Origin of the sequence: Vibrio tapetis subsp. tapetis (genome assembly GCF_900233005.1) — a bacterium.
Lineage (GTDB): Bacteria > Pseudomonadota > Gammaproteobacteria > Enterobacterales > Vibrionaceae > Vibrio > Vibrio tapetis.
The window spans coordinates 665986-683252 of the sequence record NZ_LT960612.1 but is presented as its reverse complement, the minus strand read 5'-3'; the positions used below and the strand labels follow the sequence as shown (position 1 = coordinate 683252).

Annotated in this window: 13 protein-coding genes and 1 pseudogene; 9 read left to right on the top strand and 5 right to left on the bottom strand. The window is 43.9% G+C overall.

Translation table 11 applies throughout. The features are described from left to right. The first annotated feature begins 30 nt into the window (after positions 1-30). Complete coding sequence (locus VTAP4600_RS20185; protein ID WP_102524573.1) at positions 31-714, top strand: hypothetical protein; 684 nt, start codon at positions 31-33, stop codon at positions 712-714. Between the two features lie 823 nt (positions 715-1537). Beyond that, positions 1538-2452, top strand: coding sequence for a polyprenyl-phosphate transporter (locus tag VTAP4600_RS20180; RefSeq protein ID WP_102524572.1), 915 nt, complete (start codon positions 1538-1540; stop codon positions 2450-2452). A 361-nt stretch (positions 2453-2813) separates the two neighbouring features. Here the strand turns inward: VTAP4600_RS20180 and glpK are convergent, their stop codons facing one another. Further along, positions 2814-4325: a glycerol kinase GlpK gene (glpK, locus tag VTAP4600_RS20175; protein ID WP_102524571.1), complete on the bottom strand. Its 1512-nt coding sequence runs from the start codon at positions 4323-4325 to the stop codon at positions 2814-2816. Between the two features lie 96 nt (positions 4326-4421). Further along, on the bottom strand, positions 4422-5273 hold the full coding sequence (locus VTAP4600_RS20170; RefSeq protein ID WP_102524570.1) for an MIP/aquaporin family protein: 852 nt from the start codon (positions 5271-5273) through the stop codon (positions 4422-4424). 488 nt (positions 5274-5761) lie between these two features. On the opposite strand from VTAP4600_RS20170, the gene VTAP4600_RS20165 reads away from it, so the two are divergent. The 4 genes from VTAP4600_RS20165 (at position 5762) to glpC (ending at position 10966) form a co-directional block, all read left to right on the top strand. Continuing rightward, on the top strand, positions 5762-6526 hold the full coding sequence (locus VTAP4600_RS20165) for a DeoR/GlpR family transcriptional regulator (protein WP_102524569.1): 765 nt from the start codon (positions 5762-5764) through the stop codon (positions 6524-6526). Between the two features lie 170 nt (positions 6527-6696). After that, entirely contained in the window at positions 6697-8406 is a 1710-nt protein-coding gene (gene glpA / locus VTAP4600_RS20160) for an anaerobic glycerol-3-phosphate dehydrogenase subunit A (protein WP_102524568.1), read from the top strand. Then, on the top strand, positions 8403-9746 hold the full coding sequence (gene glpB / locus VTAP4600_RS20155) for a glycerol-3-phosphate dehydrogenase subunit GlpB (RefSeq protein ID WP_102524567.1): 1344 nt from the start codon (positions 8403-8405) through the stop codon (positions 9744-9746). The genes glpA and glpB overlap by 4 nt, the downstream gene beginning before the upstream one ends. Continuing rightward, entirely contained in the window at positions 9743-10966 is a 1224-nt protein-coding gene (glpC, locus tag VTAP4600_RS20150) for an anaerobic glycerol-3-phosphate dehydrogenase subunit GlpC (protein ID WP_102524566.1), read from the top strand. The genes glpB and glpC overlap by 4 nt, the downstream gene beginning before the upstream one ends. A gap of 10 nt (positions 10967-10976) precedes the next feature. On the opposite strand, the gene VTAP4600_RS20145 is transcribed toward glpC, so the two are convergent. Next, positions 10977-11558, bottom strand: coding sequence for a hypothetical protein (locus tag VTAP4600_RS20145; protein WP_102524565.1), 582 nt, complete (start codon positions 11556-11558; stop codon positions 10977-10979). A 134-nt stretch (positions 11559-11692) separates the two neighbouring features. Next, positions 11693-12696 (bottom strand): annotated as a pseudogene (locus tag VTAP4600_RS20140) (glycosyltransferase family 2 protein). Between the two features lie 493 nt (positions 12697-13189). On the opposite strand from VTAP4600_RS20140, the gene VTAP4600_RS20135 reads away from it, so the two are divergent. The 3 genes from VTAP4600_RS20135 to VTAP4600_RS20125 are packed head-to-tail and all read left to right on the top strand — an operon-like array spanning position 13190 to position 14696. Then, positions 13190-13627, top strand: a complete 438-nt coding sequence (locus tag VTAP4600_RS20135) for a hypothetical protein (protein WP_102524564.1) — start codon at positions 13190-13192, stop codon at positions 13625-13627. Beyond that, entirely contained in the window at positions 13624-14238 is a 615-nt protein-coding gene (locus tag VTAP4600_RS20130; protein ID WP_102524563.1) for an SCO family protein, read from the top strand. The genes VTAP4600_RS20135 and VTAP4600_RS20130 overlap by 4 nt, the downstream gene beginning before the upstream one ends. Continuing rightward, positions 14238-14696, top strand: a complete 459-nt coding sequence (locus tag VTAP4600_RS20125) for a copper chaperone PCu(A)C (protein ID WP_102524562.1) — start codon at positions 14238-14240, stop codon at positions 14694-14696. Before VTAP4600_RS20130 ends, VTAP4600_RS20125 begins: the two co-directional genes overlap by 1 nt. 93 nt (positions 14697-14789) lie before the next feature. Here the strand turns inward: VTAP4600_RS20125 and VTAP4600_RS20120 are convergent, their stop codons facing one another. Continuing rightward, complete coding sequence (locus VTAP4600_RS20120; RefSeq protein ID WP_102524561.1) at positions 14790-17135, bottom strand: hybrid sensor histidine kinase/response regulator; 2346 nt, start codon at positions 17133-17135, stop codon at positions 14790-14792. Between the last annotated feature and the right edge of the window lie 132 nt (positions 17136-17267).

The following is a 17267-nucleotide window of genomic DNA, read 5'->3' as shown; positions in this document are numbered from 1 at the left end:
GCTCCATTTAATAACGCTAGGACGCAGATAATGTTGATAGAGTGGCACCCAAATAGGCTATGGTATGCCGACATGCCATGCCGTGATTTAATAGGCCATCACTTAAGGCGCATGATTGTCTTAAAGACAAATGAAGGTAGCCTTGTCGTGTTTTCGCCTATCGAGCTCACAACACAACTTCAAATTGAATTGTCTGAACTTGGCTCCATCAAGGCGATTGTAGAGCCTTCTCCCAATTACCATGATTCCCTATCAGATTGGTGGCTTGCTTATTCTCAAGCTTACTTTTTAGCCACTCCGTCACTGATCCAAAAGCGTTCCGATTTAAACTTTGATGCGGCGTTAGGCTCTGAAACCTACCCTTTGTGGAAGGGGCAGTTACTTCAAACCGCTATATTAGGCATACGCAAACCGCGAAAAATTGTGTTTTGCGATGTAGAAAGCAAAACACTATTGCTTGCAGATCATCTTGTAGGCAACCAAAACCACCTACCTTATGGCCAAAGAATTTCTGCCTCACTGGCCGGAGCTTACCGAGAATTTCGCCTGCCTTTCATCGAACGAATGGCTCTGGAAAACGAAACTCAGCTGCGTTCATCAGTACAAGAAATCATGACATGGCCATTTGACAAAATACTCTCGAGCAATGGTTTAGTCGTGAAACACGACGCAAAAGAAGCGTTCTATGAAGCATTTTGGTGGGCATTTCAATAGGTTAGATTTAATAGCATTCAAAATAGAAGTGACCAATCTAACGATTCACCGCCACACTGCTATTGTCAAATCCCCCAATAAGATATCTTTTTGGATCGATATCACAAAAATAACCCACATTGCACCCATTTCCGCACTACTCTTTGAGAGTTAACCTGAATTTAGGACAAAAAAAAGCCAATCGCTATAAGAAGCAATTGGCTGTAATAAATAAGTGAACAAAGTAGGTTCACTAACAACGTCAGTTGGCTAGGTGACCCTCGGCTTTAAAAAGGGTCATACATAAGCAGAAAGCGTGCCAACTTTTCAATGGTCTTTTTAGTGATTTAGCGCCCGTATTTCATTGTTTCGATCAAGGTTATTCGCATACTGCATTTGCAAAATGCAAATGAATGCAAAATGTGAAAGTAATTGAGTATTATATAAGTTGATCAGTGTCTCATTTCATAGGTAATCCAAATAAATAAGAATCAAGCTATAACAAGAGGCCACTTTAGTGTAACAACATCAAACGACTGGTAAATAAATAATAAAAACAAGAAGTTACATTTTTGTATTTTCTACAGGCAAAAAAATAGCCAATCGCATGAAGCAATTGGCTGATATATAGTGTGAACAATAGGTTCACTAACAACGTCAGTTGGCTAGGTGACCCTCGGCTTTAAAAAGGGTCACTTATATATAAGCAGTATGCGTGCCAAGTTTTATAGCCTTGGTTCGTGCCTGGTACTGCACTAGAACAATACATAGTCAGAATCACTTTCAAAGCCATTCAATCTATATCATAATTCTCGCACCTCGAATTCTAAGACTAAATATTTTAATGAATCTTTTGAAAACCTTTTTTAAAGGCGTTGCCATGGGTGCTGCAGATGTTGTACCTGGTGTTTCTGGCGGCACCATAGCCTTCATTACTGGCATCTACGATACTCTGCTTGAAAGCATCAGACGTATTAACCCTTCTTTATTCGGTATTTGGAAACGCGAAGGATTTAAAGCCGCGTTTGCTCATATCAACGGCGTTTTTCTAATCACGCTCTTTAGCGGCATTATTTCTAGTATTCTAACCTTAGCCAAACTCATTTCTTGGTTATTGGTCACCCGCCCAATTCCAACTTGGTCGTTCTTCTTTGGCTTGATCATCATCTCGGTCATTCACGTACTAAAAGAAGTGGAGAGACGAGATCTCTTCACTGGGCTGTTCTTTGTGTTTGGGGTTTTCTTTGCTTATGGCATTACAGTGCTTAGCCCACTGCAAATGTCAGACACTAACTTGAATGTGTTCTTTGCAGGATCCATTGCGATTTGTGCCATGATTTTACCGGGCATTTCAGGCAGCTTTATCTTATTGCTGCTAGGCATGTATGCTCCTGTATTAGCCGCGGCGAAAGGCTTGCAAATTGATGTACTCATGCTATTTGCGCTGGGTTGTGCGGCAGGTCTACTGAGCTTTTCCCACGTATTGTCGTGGTTGTTAAAGCGCTTCCGCAGCTTCACGTTAATGTTTTTGACTGGTTTAATGCTAGGTACACTGCCTAAAATCTGGCCGTGGAAAGAAACCGTTAGCTGGCGTACAAACTCCAAAGGTGAAGAAGTGCCATTGCTTCAGCACAATTTAAGCCCGTTTGAATTTGAATCTATCACTTCAGAGCCATCGCACGTTGTTCTAGCCGTGGTCATGATGCTTGCAGGTATCGGTTTGGTTTGGGGTCTTGAGAAGTTTTCTAGCAAAGATTGATTGAAGAGTGGAGATTGCCCTTCCGTGTGCGTGCGCACTTGGGCGATTGAAGCTGATAACGTGATTAGTAAAAAATGATTGCGATAGCCGTTAATAAAATTGGCAAGCCATAGACTGCGAGCTCACGAAAAGTAACAGCAGTACGGTAAGTTAGGTTATCTAACGTTGGGTTCATGGGAATTCTCCGGTTGATTTTTGACCAGCGCTATTATCACTGTTTGCCAATGGCGACTCAAGCATTAATTGAACATTAATCAAACAATTTGACTGGTAAATAACAAAGCGGAAGGTATACCTTCCGCTTTTTTGTTTTAGGTTAATCAAACCTATGACAATTTAGGCTTAAACCTAGCATGAAACACTACTCGTCTTTCATTTCAGCCCAAACTTGAGCACATCGTACTGCTCGCTTCCACCCCGTGTAACGCTGCTCTCGCTTAGATTTGTCACTGTTCGGAACGAAACTTCGATCAATTTCTGCTTTGCCTTGCAGCTCTTCCAAGCTATCCCAGTACCCCACAGCAATACCCGCTAGGTAAGCTGCGCCCAGTGCGGTTACTTCCGTTACTTTAGGTCGGTGTACCTCGGTATCCAACACATCTGATTGGAACTGCATTAAGAAGTTATTGGCAACCGCGCCACCGTCTACTCGTAAGGCTGCAAGCTTAATGTCGGAATCTGCTTGCATCGCATCCAACACGTCACGAGTTTGGTAGGCAATGCTTTCTAATGTCGCACGAATAATATGATTCGAGTTAACACCACGCGTAAGGCCAACAATGGTTCCACGTGCATAGGCATCCCAGTAGGGAGCGCCTAGTCCGGTAAACGCTGGCACCACATACACACCATTCGATGTATCCACTTTAGTCGCAAAATACTCAGAATCGTGCGCATCATCGAGCAACTTCATTTCATCACGCAGCCATTGAATGGAAGCGCCTCCCATAAACACAGCTCCTTCTAACGCATAAGCCGGTTCACCTTTTGGCCCACACGCTAACGTCGTTAACAGGCCATTCGTGGAGGTGACTTTTTCTTGCCCAGTATTCATCAACAAGAAGCAGCCCGTGCCATAGGTATTCTTTGCCTGACCGGCTTCGACACACATCTGCCCATATAAGGCCGCTTGTTGGTCACCTGCAATGCCCGCAATAGGAATACGAGTTCCGCCTTTACCACCAATATTGGTTTGGCCGTACACTTCTGAAGAACGTTTTACTTCCGGCATCATTGCTAAAGGAATATCGAGCGCTTTAAGCAGTTTCTCATCCCACTGAAGCGTATTGATGTTGAACAACATAGTACGTGATGCGTTGGTGTAATCAGTAACGTGCACGCGCCCCTGAGTCATCTTCCACACCAACCATGTATCAACCGTACCAAACAACAATTTACCCGCAGCGGCATCTTCACGTGCCCCTTCTACGTTATCCAGTATCCATTTTACTTTGGTTCCAGAAAAGTAAGGGTCAAGCACCAGTCCTGTATTCTCACGGACATATTCTTCTAAGCCTTCCGCTTTGAGTTCTTCACAAATACTCGCGGTACGACGACACTGCCAAACAATCGCGTTATAAATTGGTTTTCCTGTGTCTTTATTCCAAACAATCGTGGTTTCACGCTGGTTGGTGATGCCGATACCCGCAACCTGATCGCTGCTAATACCCGCTTTACCAAGTGCTTCAACTAACGTTGAACTTTGAGTCGCGTATATTTCCATTGGATCGTGTTCTACCCAACCCGCTTGAGGGTATATTTGGGTGAATTCACGCTGTGACACGCTAACAATATTTGCGTCGTGATCAAGCACTACAGCACGTGAGCTGGTGGTCCCTTGATCTAGGGCTACCATATATTTTTGCTCTGTCATGATGGGATCCTTGTTGTTTCATGTTCTGTTATTGATATAAGTGTAGGTACAATTTCGTTTATTCTTATTCGCAGCCTTTATGAGGCATTCTATTTATTAAGCATTGGCTTCTTCTGCTTCATCGGTATCGCATTGATTAGGGATAGTACAACCTTGCCCTTCAACCGGTAAGTAAGCCGCTATCGCTTTTGGATATAACCAACCACCAAAACACGCACCAGCAATAGGCCCTAGAATAGGCACAATGAAGTAAGGAATGTCTTTCGCTCCCGTTAATGCATGCTCCCAACCTGCAAAGTAGGCGAAAAGTTTAGGACCAAAGTCGCGAGCAGGGTTCATTGCAAAGCCAGTTAGAGGACCGAGTGATCCACCAATAACGGCGATCAATACACCAATTAACAGCGGGTTCATCGGGCCCCGTGACGCGCCATTGTTCTCATCACCTAGTGCCAAAATACCAAACATAAGTACGGCTGTGATAACAAACTCAACCGCTAGAGCCCCAGCAAATGAAAGTGATGCATGTGGGTACGTTGAGAAAATACCTGCCGTCGATAACGCTTCTTCACTACTACGAGCGAAATTATGCACAATCTCGTAGTCTGTAAACAAATTACTGTACAAGCCATAAACTAAAGCAGCAGAACAAAAAGCTCCGGCCATCTGCGCCACGATATATGGCAATACTTTTTGCTTGTCAAAACCGTGAAATGCAGCAAGTGCAATGGTCACGGCAGGGTTAATATGTGCCCCAGATACGCCAGCGGTGCAGTAAATCGCAATCGCAACCCCAAACCCCCATACGATGCTTACTTCCCATTGACCGAATTCCGCGCCTGTTAATACCAGTGCAGCCACGCAACCAACACCAAAGAAAATTAACAGCCCCGTACCTATAAATTCTGCCAAGCACTCTCCGAAAAGAGTGTGTTGCCTTTTCGTCGTCATGATTTAGTCCTTTATTTATCAGTTTGTCATCATTCACGCTTTATCGTTATTCACACGCAGCCTTCTATTTGCGCATTGTGTGTGAGGCTATTTTGCATACAATTACTCATTCGAAAACACAAAGCGCTCGAAATTGAGCGTTCGAACACGAAATTAGTTAATGAAACCTTACAAAATGTTAAATAGCTCATACATCGACCACATTAGAATAATAGCTCTATGCTATTTGAAGCCTTTCATAGCAACCCAGCAAGCGATTTTCATTTAAAACCTTGTTCGCGCATCAAATTTTCGTCATGAAATACGAATTAATAACAGTTTTGTAATATCTTCGAGCACAAGTTGCTGTTCGAGTTAACGATAATTTTGAAACAAGAAGCAGCTGTTACAATCAATATTGCTACCAACAACCGCTTTCGTTAATTGAAATCACCACTCCAACGAGTACACTTACTGAGTAAATGATTACGTTTAAAAGGGAACAGTGCGTGAAAGCGAGCAAACGCCATCAAGAAATTATCGATTTAGTTCAAACTCACGGCTATGTAAGCACGGATGATTTAGTCGAACGCTTTAATGTGAGCCCACAAACAATCCGTCGCGATCTGAATGAATTGGCTGACAGCAACCGAATTCGTCGCAACCACGGCGGCGCTACGATCATAACCAGCTCTGAAAACTCGTCTTATAACAGCCGCAAAGTGATGTCTTCTCAAGAGAAGCAGCGCATTGCTCAAACTCTGGTGAAACACATTCCAGATGGAGCGACGCTGTTCATTGATATTGGTACGACGCCAGAAGAAGTCGCAAGAGCATTACTAGATAGTCATCAACAACTTAGGATTGTCACCAACAATATCAATGCGGCAACGATTCTTATGACCAAACCTGATTTTAAGGTCATCTTAGCTGGTGGTGAGGTGCGTAACCGAGATGGTGGTGTCACCGGAGAGGCCACGCTCGACTTCATATCTCAATTTCGCCTAGACTTTGGTATTTTGGGCATCAGTGGTATCGATTTTGATGGGTCATTGCTGGATTTTGACTACCATGAAGTTCGCGTAAAACGAGCCATCATAGAAAATAGCCGCTGTGTTTACTTAGGTGTCGACCATTCAAAATTTGGTCGCAATGCGATGGTAAAATTGGGCAATATTACCGAGGTCGACCTGATTATCACCGACCAAACACCACCTGAAGCACTCAGCGCTATCATTAAAGAGCATGAAGTTGCCATTGAAATAGCCAATTAACAAAAAGCGAACAAGAATAGCGAGCCCACCTCTAAGGTGGGCTTTTTTGTATCAGAAGCATTAAAACGAAATTAAAATGCTCGTTCGCGCATTTGTGAGCATGATCATTCCCTCATTATGAAAATAATGACACACTAATACTGTGTCTAATTGGCTTAAGAGTGCGTTATATGGCTAAGTTTCCTCGCTTTGAAACTCAAGTTGTCATCATTGGTGGTGGAGCTACCGGAACCGGAATAATGCGCGATTGTGCATTACGTGGCATCGATTGTATTTTAATAGAAAAAGATGACTTAGCGTCAGGCACCACAGGCCGAAATCATGGTCTACTTCACTCCGGGGCGCGTTACGCCGTCACTGATGTGGAGTCAGCTAAAGAGTGTATTCAAGAAAATGAAATTTTAAAGCGAGTTGCAAGTCACTGCGTTGAGTCCACCAACGGCTTGTTTGTCACCCTTCCCGAAGACGAACTCAGCTTCCAAGACACGTTTGTTTCAGCCTGTCAGCAAGCCGGGATCAGCACCGAAATACTCACGCCAAAACAAGCACTGCTGCGTGAACCTAACGTTAACCCAACTTTAATCGGAGCCGTACAAGTCCCTGATGGAACACTAGATCCATTTAGGCTGTGCTCATCCAATGTATTGGATGCAAAAGAACGTGGCGCACGTTTGTTTACCCATAGCGTGGTGACACAACTTATTCGAGAGCAAGATACCGTTATTGGCGTGCGATGCTTCAACAACCGCAATCAAAGCCAGTTTGAAGTTTATGCTACCGAAGTGATCAACGCCGCCGGTATTTGGGGGCAACAAATCGCTGAGTACGGCGATTTACGTATCAAGATGTTCCCAGCAAAAGGCTCTTTGCTGATCTTAGATTATCGCATCAATAACTTGGTGATTAACCGCTGCCGCAAACCATCTGACGCCGATATATTAGTCCCTGGAGACACAATATCTCTTATCCGAACCACGTCAGAACACATTGATTACGACCAAATAGACAACTTGCGAGTCTCAAATAAAGAAGTCGATACCTTATTGGAAGAAGGAGCGAAACTCGCTCCAATAATGGCGAACACCCGCGTCTTGAGAGCCTATGCCGGAGTAAGACCACTTGTCTCTGTAGATGACGACGGGAGCGGCCGCAACATCAGCCGTGGCATTGTGTTACTCGATCATGCGGAGCGAGATGGTTTACAAGGATTCACCACCATTACTGGCGGTAAACTGATGACTTCTCGACTCATGGCAGAATGGACAACCGATCTCATCGCAAAAAAACTGGGCAATACCACTCCTTGTACAACTCACAGTGACATGCTCCCTGGCTCATCCGAGTTAAAAAAACCAATAAAGAAAACCGCCAGTCTCGCGAAACCAGTTTATCAATCTGCGGTTTATCGTCACGGTGAGCGCGCGGAACAATTTCTCACCAACGACGCACAACGCCAAGCCGTCATTTGCGAATGTGAAATGGTCACCGCAGGAGAAATCGAATACGCCATCAAGAAATTAGACGTGCATAACTTGGTCGACCTACGTCGCCGAACTCGATTGGGGATGGGGCCCTGTCAGGGAGAGTTATGTACCTATCGTGCCGCGAGTTTGTTTGAGCAACACGCCCAACTTGATGGCCACGAAGCAAGCTTGCTGTTAAGTGAATTTTTGGAAGAGCGATGGAAAGGCATCAAACCCGTGTTCTGGGGGAACGCACTACGTGAAGCTGAATTTAGCTATTGGATTTATGAAGGACTGTTTGGCACCAGTCAGCTTGAAACACTAGCAAGGACACCAAGCACTAAAGCGAAAATAAGCACCAAAGAGAAAGCAAGCAAACCAAATGAAACGGCGATGCGCCCGCAGGAGCAATTATGAATTTCGATACGATAGTGATTGGAGGCGGCCTTGCAGGTTATAGTGCGGCGTTGCGCAGTTTAGAGCTTGGTCGTAAGACTGCTGTCATTTCTCATGGTCAAAGTGCCCTGCACTTCTCATCAGGCTCGATTGACGTACTTGCAAAGCTGCCTAATGGCTGCGACGTCGATAAGCCGCATCAAGGGCTAAGAGCACTCGCTCAACTCGCGCCTCATCACCCTTATAGCAAACTAGGCAATGATAATATTTGGCCTGCGCTAGAATGGTATCAGACACTAATGACCTCGTTAGGTATTCCGTTAACGCATCAAGACGACGGATGTAACCACCTACGAATTACCCCATTAGGAACACTGAAATCGACCTGGCTATCCCAACCTTTCATTTATCAGATGCCTACCGATCTTGATTGCCAAGAATTGAGTAAAGTCACTTTCGTTGGTATTGATGGGTTTCGAGATTTTCACCCTGAATTAGCCGCCGACAACTTTCGTCGCTATGCGGCCTTTGAGAGGCTCGCAATTTCGTGCGCCCGGGTAACCGTGCCAGGTTTTGAGCACTTGAAGCGCAACCCGTGTGAATTGCGATCTATCGATATAGCAAGATTACTGCGCAATGATGACGCACTCAAAGCCTTTGCCGATCAACTGCTTCGTATTGCGGCACCATCCGATTTGGTTGTGATGCCAGCGATCATGGGAAATGGAGATGGCCTAATATGGCTCAATAAGCTTCGAGATTTAACCGGATTACGTATACATGAAGTCCCGACGATGCCGCCATCATTACTTGGCATTCGTTTAGAGGAAGCAATGAGCCGAGCGTTTATCCGTCAAGGCGGCGTTCACCTACGTGGTGACCAAGTCGTAAGCGGAGAGTTCAAATACAGCGGACAAACCGCGCAGTTAGAGAAAATCTACACACGAAATCTGCAAGATCATACCCTGCAAGCCAAGCGCTTTATCTTAGCAACAGGCAGCTTTTTTAGCCAAGGCTTACACGCGAGCCACCAGCAGATCACCGAACCTGTTTTTGGCCTCGATCTGGCTTCTTATCAACAGCGCGAAAATTGGCATCAACACGACTTCTTCACTGAGCAATCGCATCCATTTTTGGAAATGGGCGCCGTCACCAACCACAAATTAAACCCTAGCATTAAGCAACACACCGTCACCAACCTGTTTTGCGCTGGGGCTATTTTGGCTCACTACAACCCCATCGCAGAAGGCTCCGGTGGCGGAGTGGCGATCTGTACTGGCTTTCATGCTGCAAACCAAACACTGACACCGACAGAGTTTGATCAAGTCGAGCACCACGTTCAATCGGAGGCTTCATTATGAGTGACACTTTAACGCCGATCCGAAGAGACACCAGCTTTGATCAGTGCCTAAAATGCACCGTCTGCACCGTCTACTGCCCAGTGGCTAAAGCCAATCCTGACTATCCAGGTCCAAAAGAATGTGGCCCTGACGGTGAAAGGCTACGAATGAAAAGCCCAGCTTTTTATGATGAAGCACTAAAGCACTGTACCAACTGTAAACGCTGTGAAACGGCCTGTCCTTCTGGAGTGAAGATTGGCGACATGATCGCCGTTGCTAGAGGCGAATTTGGCGAACGAAAAATAAACCCCAAAACCATGCGAGACTTTGTACTTAGCCATACCGACCTGTTCGGTAGCATAGCAACGCCCTTTGCACCCGTGGTTAATTTTGCGACCTCAATTCCAATCGTTAAGAAGATCATGCATAAAACCATCGGTGTGCACGATCACAAGTCATTACCAAAATACTCTCATGGCACCTTTCGACGCTGGTATAAACAAAACTGCACCAGCCAGCCTCTTTATCCAAGGCAGGTGGCCTACTTTCACGGCTGTTATGTTAACTATAATCATCCACAACTTGGTAAAGATTTCATCAAGGTCATGAACGCCATGAGTATCGGTGTTCGTTTACTCGATAAAGAGAAGTGCTGCGGTGTCCCGCTGATTGCCAACGGGTTTCATGACAAAGCGAGAAAGAACGCGGAGTTAAACGTTAAGCAATTACAAAATACCGTCGATACTTACAACACCACGATTTTATCGACCTCTTCCACTTGCTCGTTCACTTTAAAGCAGGAGTACCCGCATGTACTGAAAGTCGACAACAGCGGTGTTGCTGACCGAATAGAGTACGTAACTCGCTTTTTACTGCATGAATTTATGAGCGGTAACATGCCGAAAATGAAGCCAATCAATAAACGCATTGTTTACCACACACCTTGTCATCTTGAGCGCAGCGGCGGTGCTATATTCACCATAGAATTACTCAAAATGATTCCAGGGCTAGAGGTCATTGTTTTAGATAGCGAATGCTGCGGATTAGCCGGCACCTATGGATTCAAAGAAGAAAATTACGATGTGTCGATGAAGATTGGCCGGCATTTGTTTGAAACCATCAAAGCGTCAGGGGCAGACTATGCCATCACCGATTGCGAAACCTGTAAATGGCAAATTGAGGAGAACTCAGGGCTAGATACCATTCACCCCATTAGTCTTATTGCACTCGCGCTAAAATAAAGAGTGCCCGTTATATGGCAGCACTTTTCACTTGTTGCCATAACTCGAACAAATGTTCTGTCGCGTCCATATATTGCGGGTAATCACTGAATTTAAGGCGTAGTTCTTTATTCATGTTGAAGACGTCTTCACTCAACTCCCAATACAGAACCGTGGTATAAAGCATCGCTTTAAGCGGCTTGCATACTTGCTGCTCATATATCACCTCTAATTCAACAAGAAGATGCTGTCTTTGAGCTTCATCAGCGACACCTTGCTTAATACATGCAACAGCCTTCTGGTAGGGTTCATGCTGACTTAAGCTCTCCATAACGGCTGGAGTTGCTTCAGCTAAAGGGATCAGAGCCTGTTCGATGATTGCCAACCAATTTTCTTTGGTTAAATCACTTGCGCTGATATGAGTAAAATCCAACCGAATTTTTTTCTCAACGGCAGTTTGTGACTTTTTAAGCACTGAACGAACCTGTTGAAAAGGCAATTGGTACTCTTTACATAACTCAACAATCAGAGCATGAAACCCACCGCCAGGAAGGTGAAGATTTTCTTTAAATGTTGAAATGGCTTGTTCTTGTTGCTCAGTCAATGCACTCATTGTTTTGTCCGTCGAACCAATAGTCAGCCGTAAGGCTATTGATTTTCTTCACTCGATTCAAGTAAACCAATACAACATTTATGTGAACTTCGCTTAAAACGAAGTCGCCTTGACGCTGACCAATTGAAACAACCCTACTTTGTCGCTGAATCTACAGGCATTTTCGCTTCTTTTGCTAACTGTCTATCTTGCAAGCTTTTAACCACATAGACAGGCCTTGCTTTCGATTCAATAAAAATTCGCCGATGTACTCGCCAAGTAATCCGATACTCAACAACTGAATTCCGCCTAAAGCTAGCTGTACAACCATTATTGTCGGGTAGCCAGAAACGCTTTCGCCAAAAATAAGCGTCTTTACCACAATAAACCCGCCAAAAATGAGAGCACCTAAAGCAACAATGGAGCCAAAGAAAGTCGCTAAGCGCAAAGGTCTGATAGAGAAAGAAGTGATCCCATCAACAGCAAGCCCCAACAATTTAAAATAATTCCATTTGGTTTCACCAGCACAGCGAGAATCACGCTGATATTGAATTGTGGCGTGATCAAAACCTGGCCACACAAACAAACCTTTCATGTATCGGTTTCGTTCGGGCAGTTCATTAATGTGATCAACAACTCTGCGGCTCAGTAAGCGAAAGTCTCCAACATTTTCAGGAATATTATTCTTAACTAACGAGTTCAACAGTCGATAAAAAAGAGCGGCAGATGCACGCTTCATGCGTGTTTCACCTAAGCGCTCGCTTCGCTGCATATTTACGACATCGTAACCTTCTCGCCATTTAGCCATCATGTCGGGTATGAGTTCCGGAGGATCTTGTAAATCAGCATCAAGAAGGATCACAGCCTCACCTCGGCAGTACTTTAAACCCGCACTCATCGCCGCTTCTTTACCAAAATTCCGACTCAATACAATACTTCGAGAACACGTAATCTCATCATCAAATCCATCAATAATTTCATGGCTTTTATCCGTGCTTCCATCATCGATATAAACAATCTCACAAGAATCAGGCAATTCGTTAAGAACCTTAACCAGTCTTGCATGGAGAATAGGTAGCACGGTTCTCTCATTGAAATAGGGAACGATCACTGACAGCACAATGTCTTCCTTGCCTTTGCTGTTCTTTACTAATTCCACTTCATTTCCTTTCAAACTGTAATTATCCAAATCGATTCTTAACTCTCATATACCGTACGAATAACACAATAATGAGCCATTGTGAGGAATGGAGAGAGAAAATGATAAGTAAACACTGTATTAGCTATTGATAGAATTGAAAATTATTTAATATCGTATTTATTCGGATGAAATTTAATCAAAGTTTGTTCTGTTTTTTGAAAAGATCAAACTGTTCATATAGTTGAAAGCGATAAGGGAGATCTAACGGCAACAAATAACGCCCCATAATTTACATAAATTTACACTCTTATTCGTTCTACTTCACATCACAAAACCTTTTAATCTAAAGCTCACGTCTTTGAAGAACTCATCCTTTGTAGAAAGGTAAACGGTCAAAGCTAACCTCACATTAACGTAACCTAATCCATTAAAAAGTAAGACTTTGTGGTAACATCGCCGCCATTATCTGACTGCTGATACGCTGTTTTCAGTCCTCTAAGGAAGCGACGCCATGATTCAGACAAAACAACTCATGCCCATGACTTTAGTGGTAGCGGCTCTTGCTACAGGCTTCTACGCACAAGATTTCTTGGCATTAATAAAATCTTCTAACGACCCTATCGACCTTTCTCAATACTGTTACCTAAGTAGCGAAAATTGCACGCAAGGAGACATGAGCGCGCAACTTGAACAAAATGTCCTGCATCCCTTAAAACCCACGGTACTTTCCGTCACGTGGCCAAACAGCGATGCTGAACAATTACGAATGGAACTCAGCGGTATGGAAATGGAAATGGGTACGTTGCGCTTCAAACTCGCTAAAAATGAGGAAGGCATCTACCAAGGGGTATTATTGCTGCCAGTATGTACGACAGACAGCATGACTTGGCTAGGAACCATTACAGGACAAGATCATAAAATGAATGTAGCAATAAGGATGGAACGATGAATAAAAACTGGTCTCTTGCCATTGTTGTCGCGTTCGCATTAGGTGTCAGCACTAAAGCCTACCTTGATGAACAAGCAAAAGTACAAGCAGAAACGGATCACAAAGTACAACAACAGGCGTCTTCGGTACATCCCGTATTGACAGGAAAAGACAATAAAAGCGTCGACATCTTTGATGCTAACGACCCTCGAGTGCGCGTTGTTTATTTTGGTTTTACCCGCTGCGCTGATGTTTGCCCAACTTCGCTCGCGATGCTTGCTGGTGCCCTAAATGAACTAGACAAACAACAATTAGATTATTTTAGACCCATGTTCATTTCATTAGACCCAGAAAGAGATGGTGCCGAAGATTCAGCGACTTATGCTCACTATTTTCATCCAAATATTGAAGGGCTGTCTGCGCCATTAAACATAACTAAACCGTTAGCGGACAAATACGGCGTGATATTTCGCAAAACCGAAATGAAAGATTCAGTGATGAAATACACACTCGACCACAGCTCTTATTTCTATTTTCTTAAACCAGATGGAACATTAATAACCAAAGTTCCACATACTTTGTCTCCTGCACCAATCGTTGCGGCGATGACGTCCATAATTAAGGAACAATAATGAAACTCAAGCCCCTACTGTTAACCGCCTTGCTTCTGACCCCACTAGCACAAGCCGCGTCTCTTGAACCTCTTGAAGTTCATAACCCTTACGCAAGAGCCACGCCACCGAATGCTCCAGCAAGTGCCGCATTTATGATGCTTCACAATAACAATGATGTTGCGCGCTACGTTGTTTCTGCCACAACGCCTGCGGCTGAAACAGTCGAACTTCATAACCACGTAAAAGAAGGTGACGTGATGAAGATGCGCCAAGTGTCTGAAATCGAAGTCCCCGCTAATGGCAAGGCAACACTAAAGCCAGGCAGTTTACACATTATGTTTTTTGACCTTAAAAAGCCGTTTGCTGAAGACGACAGCATTGAACTTACGCTCACGATGAAAAATGGTGATACGCAAACCATTACGACGCCGATTAAAAAAGTAATGAAAGGTATGAAGCATAAACATAAGCACTAAATTGCTAAGTGCTAAGTGCTAATTTAGGTTCACCAATATAAATAACGCAAAAAAATAGCGCTCAATGAGCGCTATTTTTATATCAAGAGGACATCACATTTTGCCATGGTGGGTTGTCTGCTTGTCGTCCGAGGAACTAAGTGAAGTCTGAAAAGGAGACGACGTTTGCTCGACTAAAAATTCAAACGTCGCTATATGGCTGCGCAACGTATGAGATAGCTTACTAAAGTTAACAGGCTTGGAAACAAACCCATCCATTCCAGACTCGAAGCAGCGGTTTTTTTCTTCTGCCAATACGTTTGCAGTAAGTGCGACAATTGGAACTCGAGAAGTGCTGCCCATTTCCATTTTTCTAATCGACATCGTTGCTTCAAAGCCATCCATAATCGGCATTTGGCAGTCCATAAAGACAAGATTGTAATAATTTACTGCGCATTTTGAAACCGCAATCCGACCATTTTTGGCGATATCGACTTCGACCCCTAATCTCTGCAACATTTTTTTCATCACCACTTGGTTTGACAGTTGATCTTCCACCAGCAAGATTTGAATCGCACTGTCACGGGAACTGGGCTGTTTATCTTGTAGCATACCTACGTACTGATCCACGACCGGACGCAACAAATCGACGACCTGCTGCTCCAACTCTTCACCACGATAGGGCCGACTCAAGTAGCTATCTATACCGTGGGGTTTCAAATCTTGATAATCCAATACTTCGGCAGAAATCATCAGTACAGCCGGAATAGGCTCGGACAGTTTTTGCTGCAACGAAGCCGCAAGATCTACGCCATCAATCTGGGGCATGTTCTTGTCTAACACGATAAGTTGAAAAGGCTGATCCTCTCGTTGAGCCTCTGCCAATAGGTCTATAACCTGCGTTTCATCACCGCAACTATGGACATCCAGCCCCATTTTAGACAACTGCAGCGATGTAATCTTCATGTTAAATGGGCTGTCATCAACCACAAGAACTCTAGGTAATGCTTCTTCATTCTGCTCGTGTTTCGTTTGCGTATCTTGGTGAGTGGCCAATCGCAAGGTAAAGAAAAAATGACTCCCTAAACCAGGCTCACTGTCAATTTTCAGGTCTCCCCCCATAAGGCGAACCAAATGACGAGAGATCCCCAACCGAATACCGGTATTTTTGCGACAAGTGCGCCCCTCACTGTCTTCACAAAAAGCTTGCTCAAAAATAGTCTCATGCTGCTCTTTGGCAATACCGCTGTCTTTCACCTCGATTAGCAATGTTTCGGAGTCATCATCGTAAGCCAAATGCTGTATATCCAACAGCACATAGCCGTTTTCCGTAAATTTGACTGCATTACTTACCAAGTTCCTCAAGACTTGGCGCAGCCTCGCTTTGTCTCCGACTAGTTGAGGGTTAATACTGGAGTCCACCGTACACTGAAATAAGAGCTCTTTTTCCGTTGCTCTTCTCCTAAAAGAGGCATCGATATCTTCAACCATCTCAGCAATATTGATCATGCCTGAGGACAAAGACAATTCACCAACTTCAATTTGAGATAAGTCGTGAATGTCATTCACCAGATCTTGCAGACTCTCGGCGGTGTTCTGTAGCAATCCGATATATTCTTTAAGCTCAATTTCACTCGGCTTCTCTTTTAGCAAGCTAATCAACCCAAACACGCCATTTAGAGAAGTTCGAATTTCATGGCTTACCGTCGCCATAGACTCGCTTTTTCGCTTTTTCGCCTCTTCAGCCTCCAAGCAACGATCTGACACTTCTACGAATGTATTTCGGATTGTCTCAACAGAGTTGTTATAACCTTGATTAAAAAGGGTAACTTCGTCTTTAAAAATGCGAGATTGCAATTTTATCGTTTTAGGTAGGCCATCGGTATCCATCTCACCAACATGACACGCTAACTCCCTCATCGGAGCTATAATGCTTTTTTTCACATAAAGATAGAAACCAAACAAAATGAAAATAGCGAGTAGGGCTTGAGTCGAGAAAATACGCCTGAGATGATCAAAATCCGTCGCCATGGATAACGGTGAAGCCAGATTAACCGTTATTTCACTAACGGTCTTAATGCCTGCATTATTCGCCGTCAAAATGGGCCACGTAATAGCTTGGCTTGATGCTGAACCAACACCTAAGCTAACCAGTTCATGCCAATTGTTGAATACGGTCAGAGACTGAATTTCCGGCAAGCTGTAAAGCTCTTTGGCAATCAGTTCCAATTGATACTTATCAGCAGTAATAATACTCTGCTTTAATCGAGGTAAGTAGTGTGAATCAATAGAAGATATCACAGCGTCACTTCGTGTGATCCCCCGCTGATAATCCCAAAATGATTCCGCCAATGTTGATGTAATTGCAAACAAGCTCCCAATCAAGGAAAGCCCTATAAGCAATTGTTTTGCAAGACCTAGCCTAGTCTTGATGTTCAATAAGCCACGAGATAATGCCATCTGAAAGCCTGCTTATTTTTAGTTTTTATGACTTAAGCATAGACGCTATTTAGATGAGAATTGTTACGAATTGGCGATCTCAACCCTCGCCCAAATAACCATCAACTTGATTTTGCATTAAATTCAACCAGA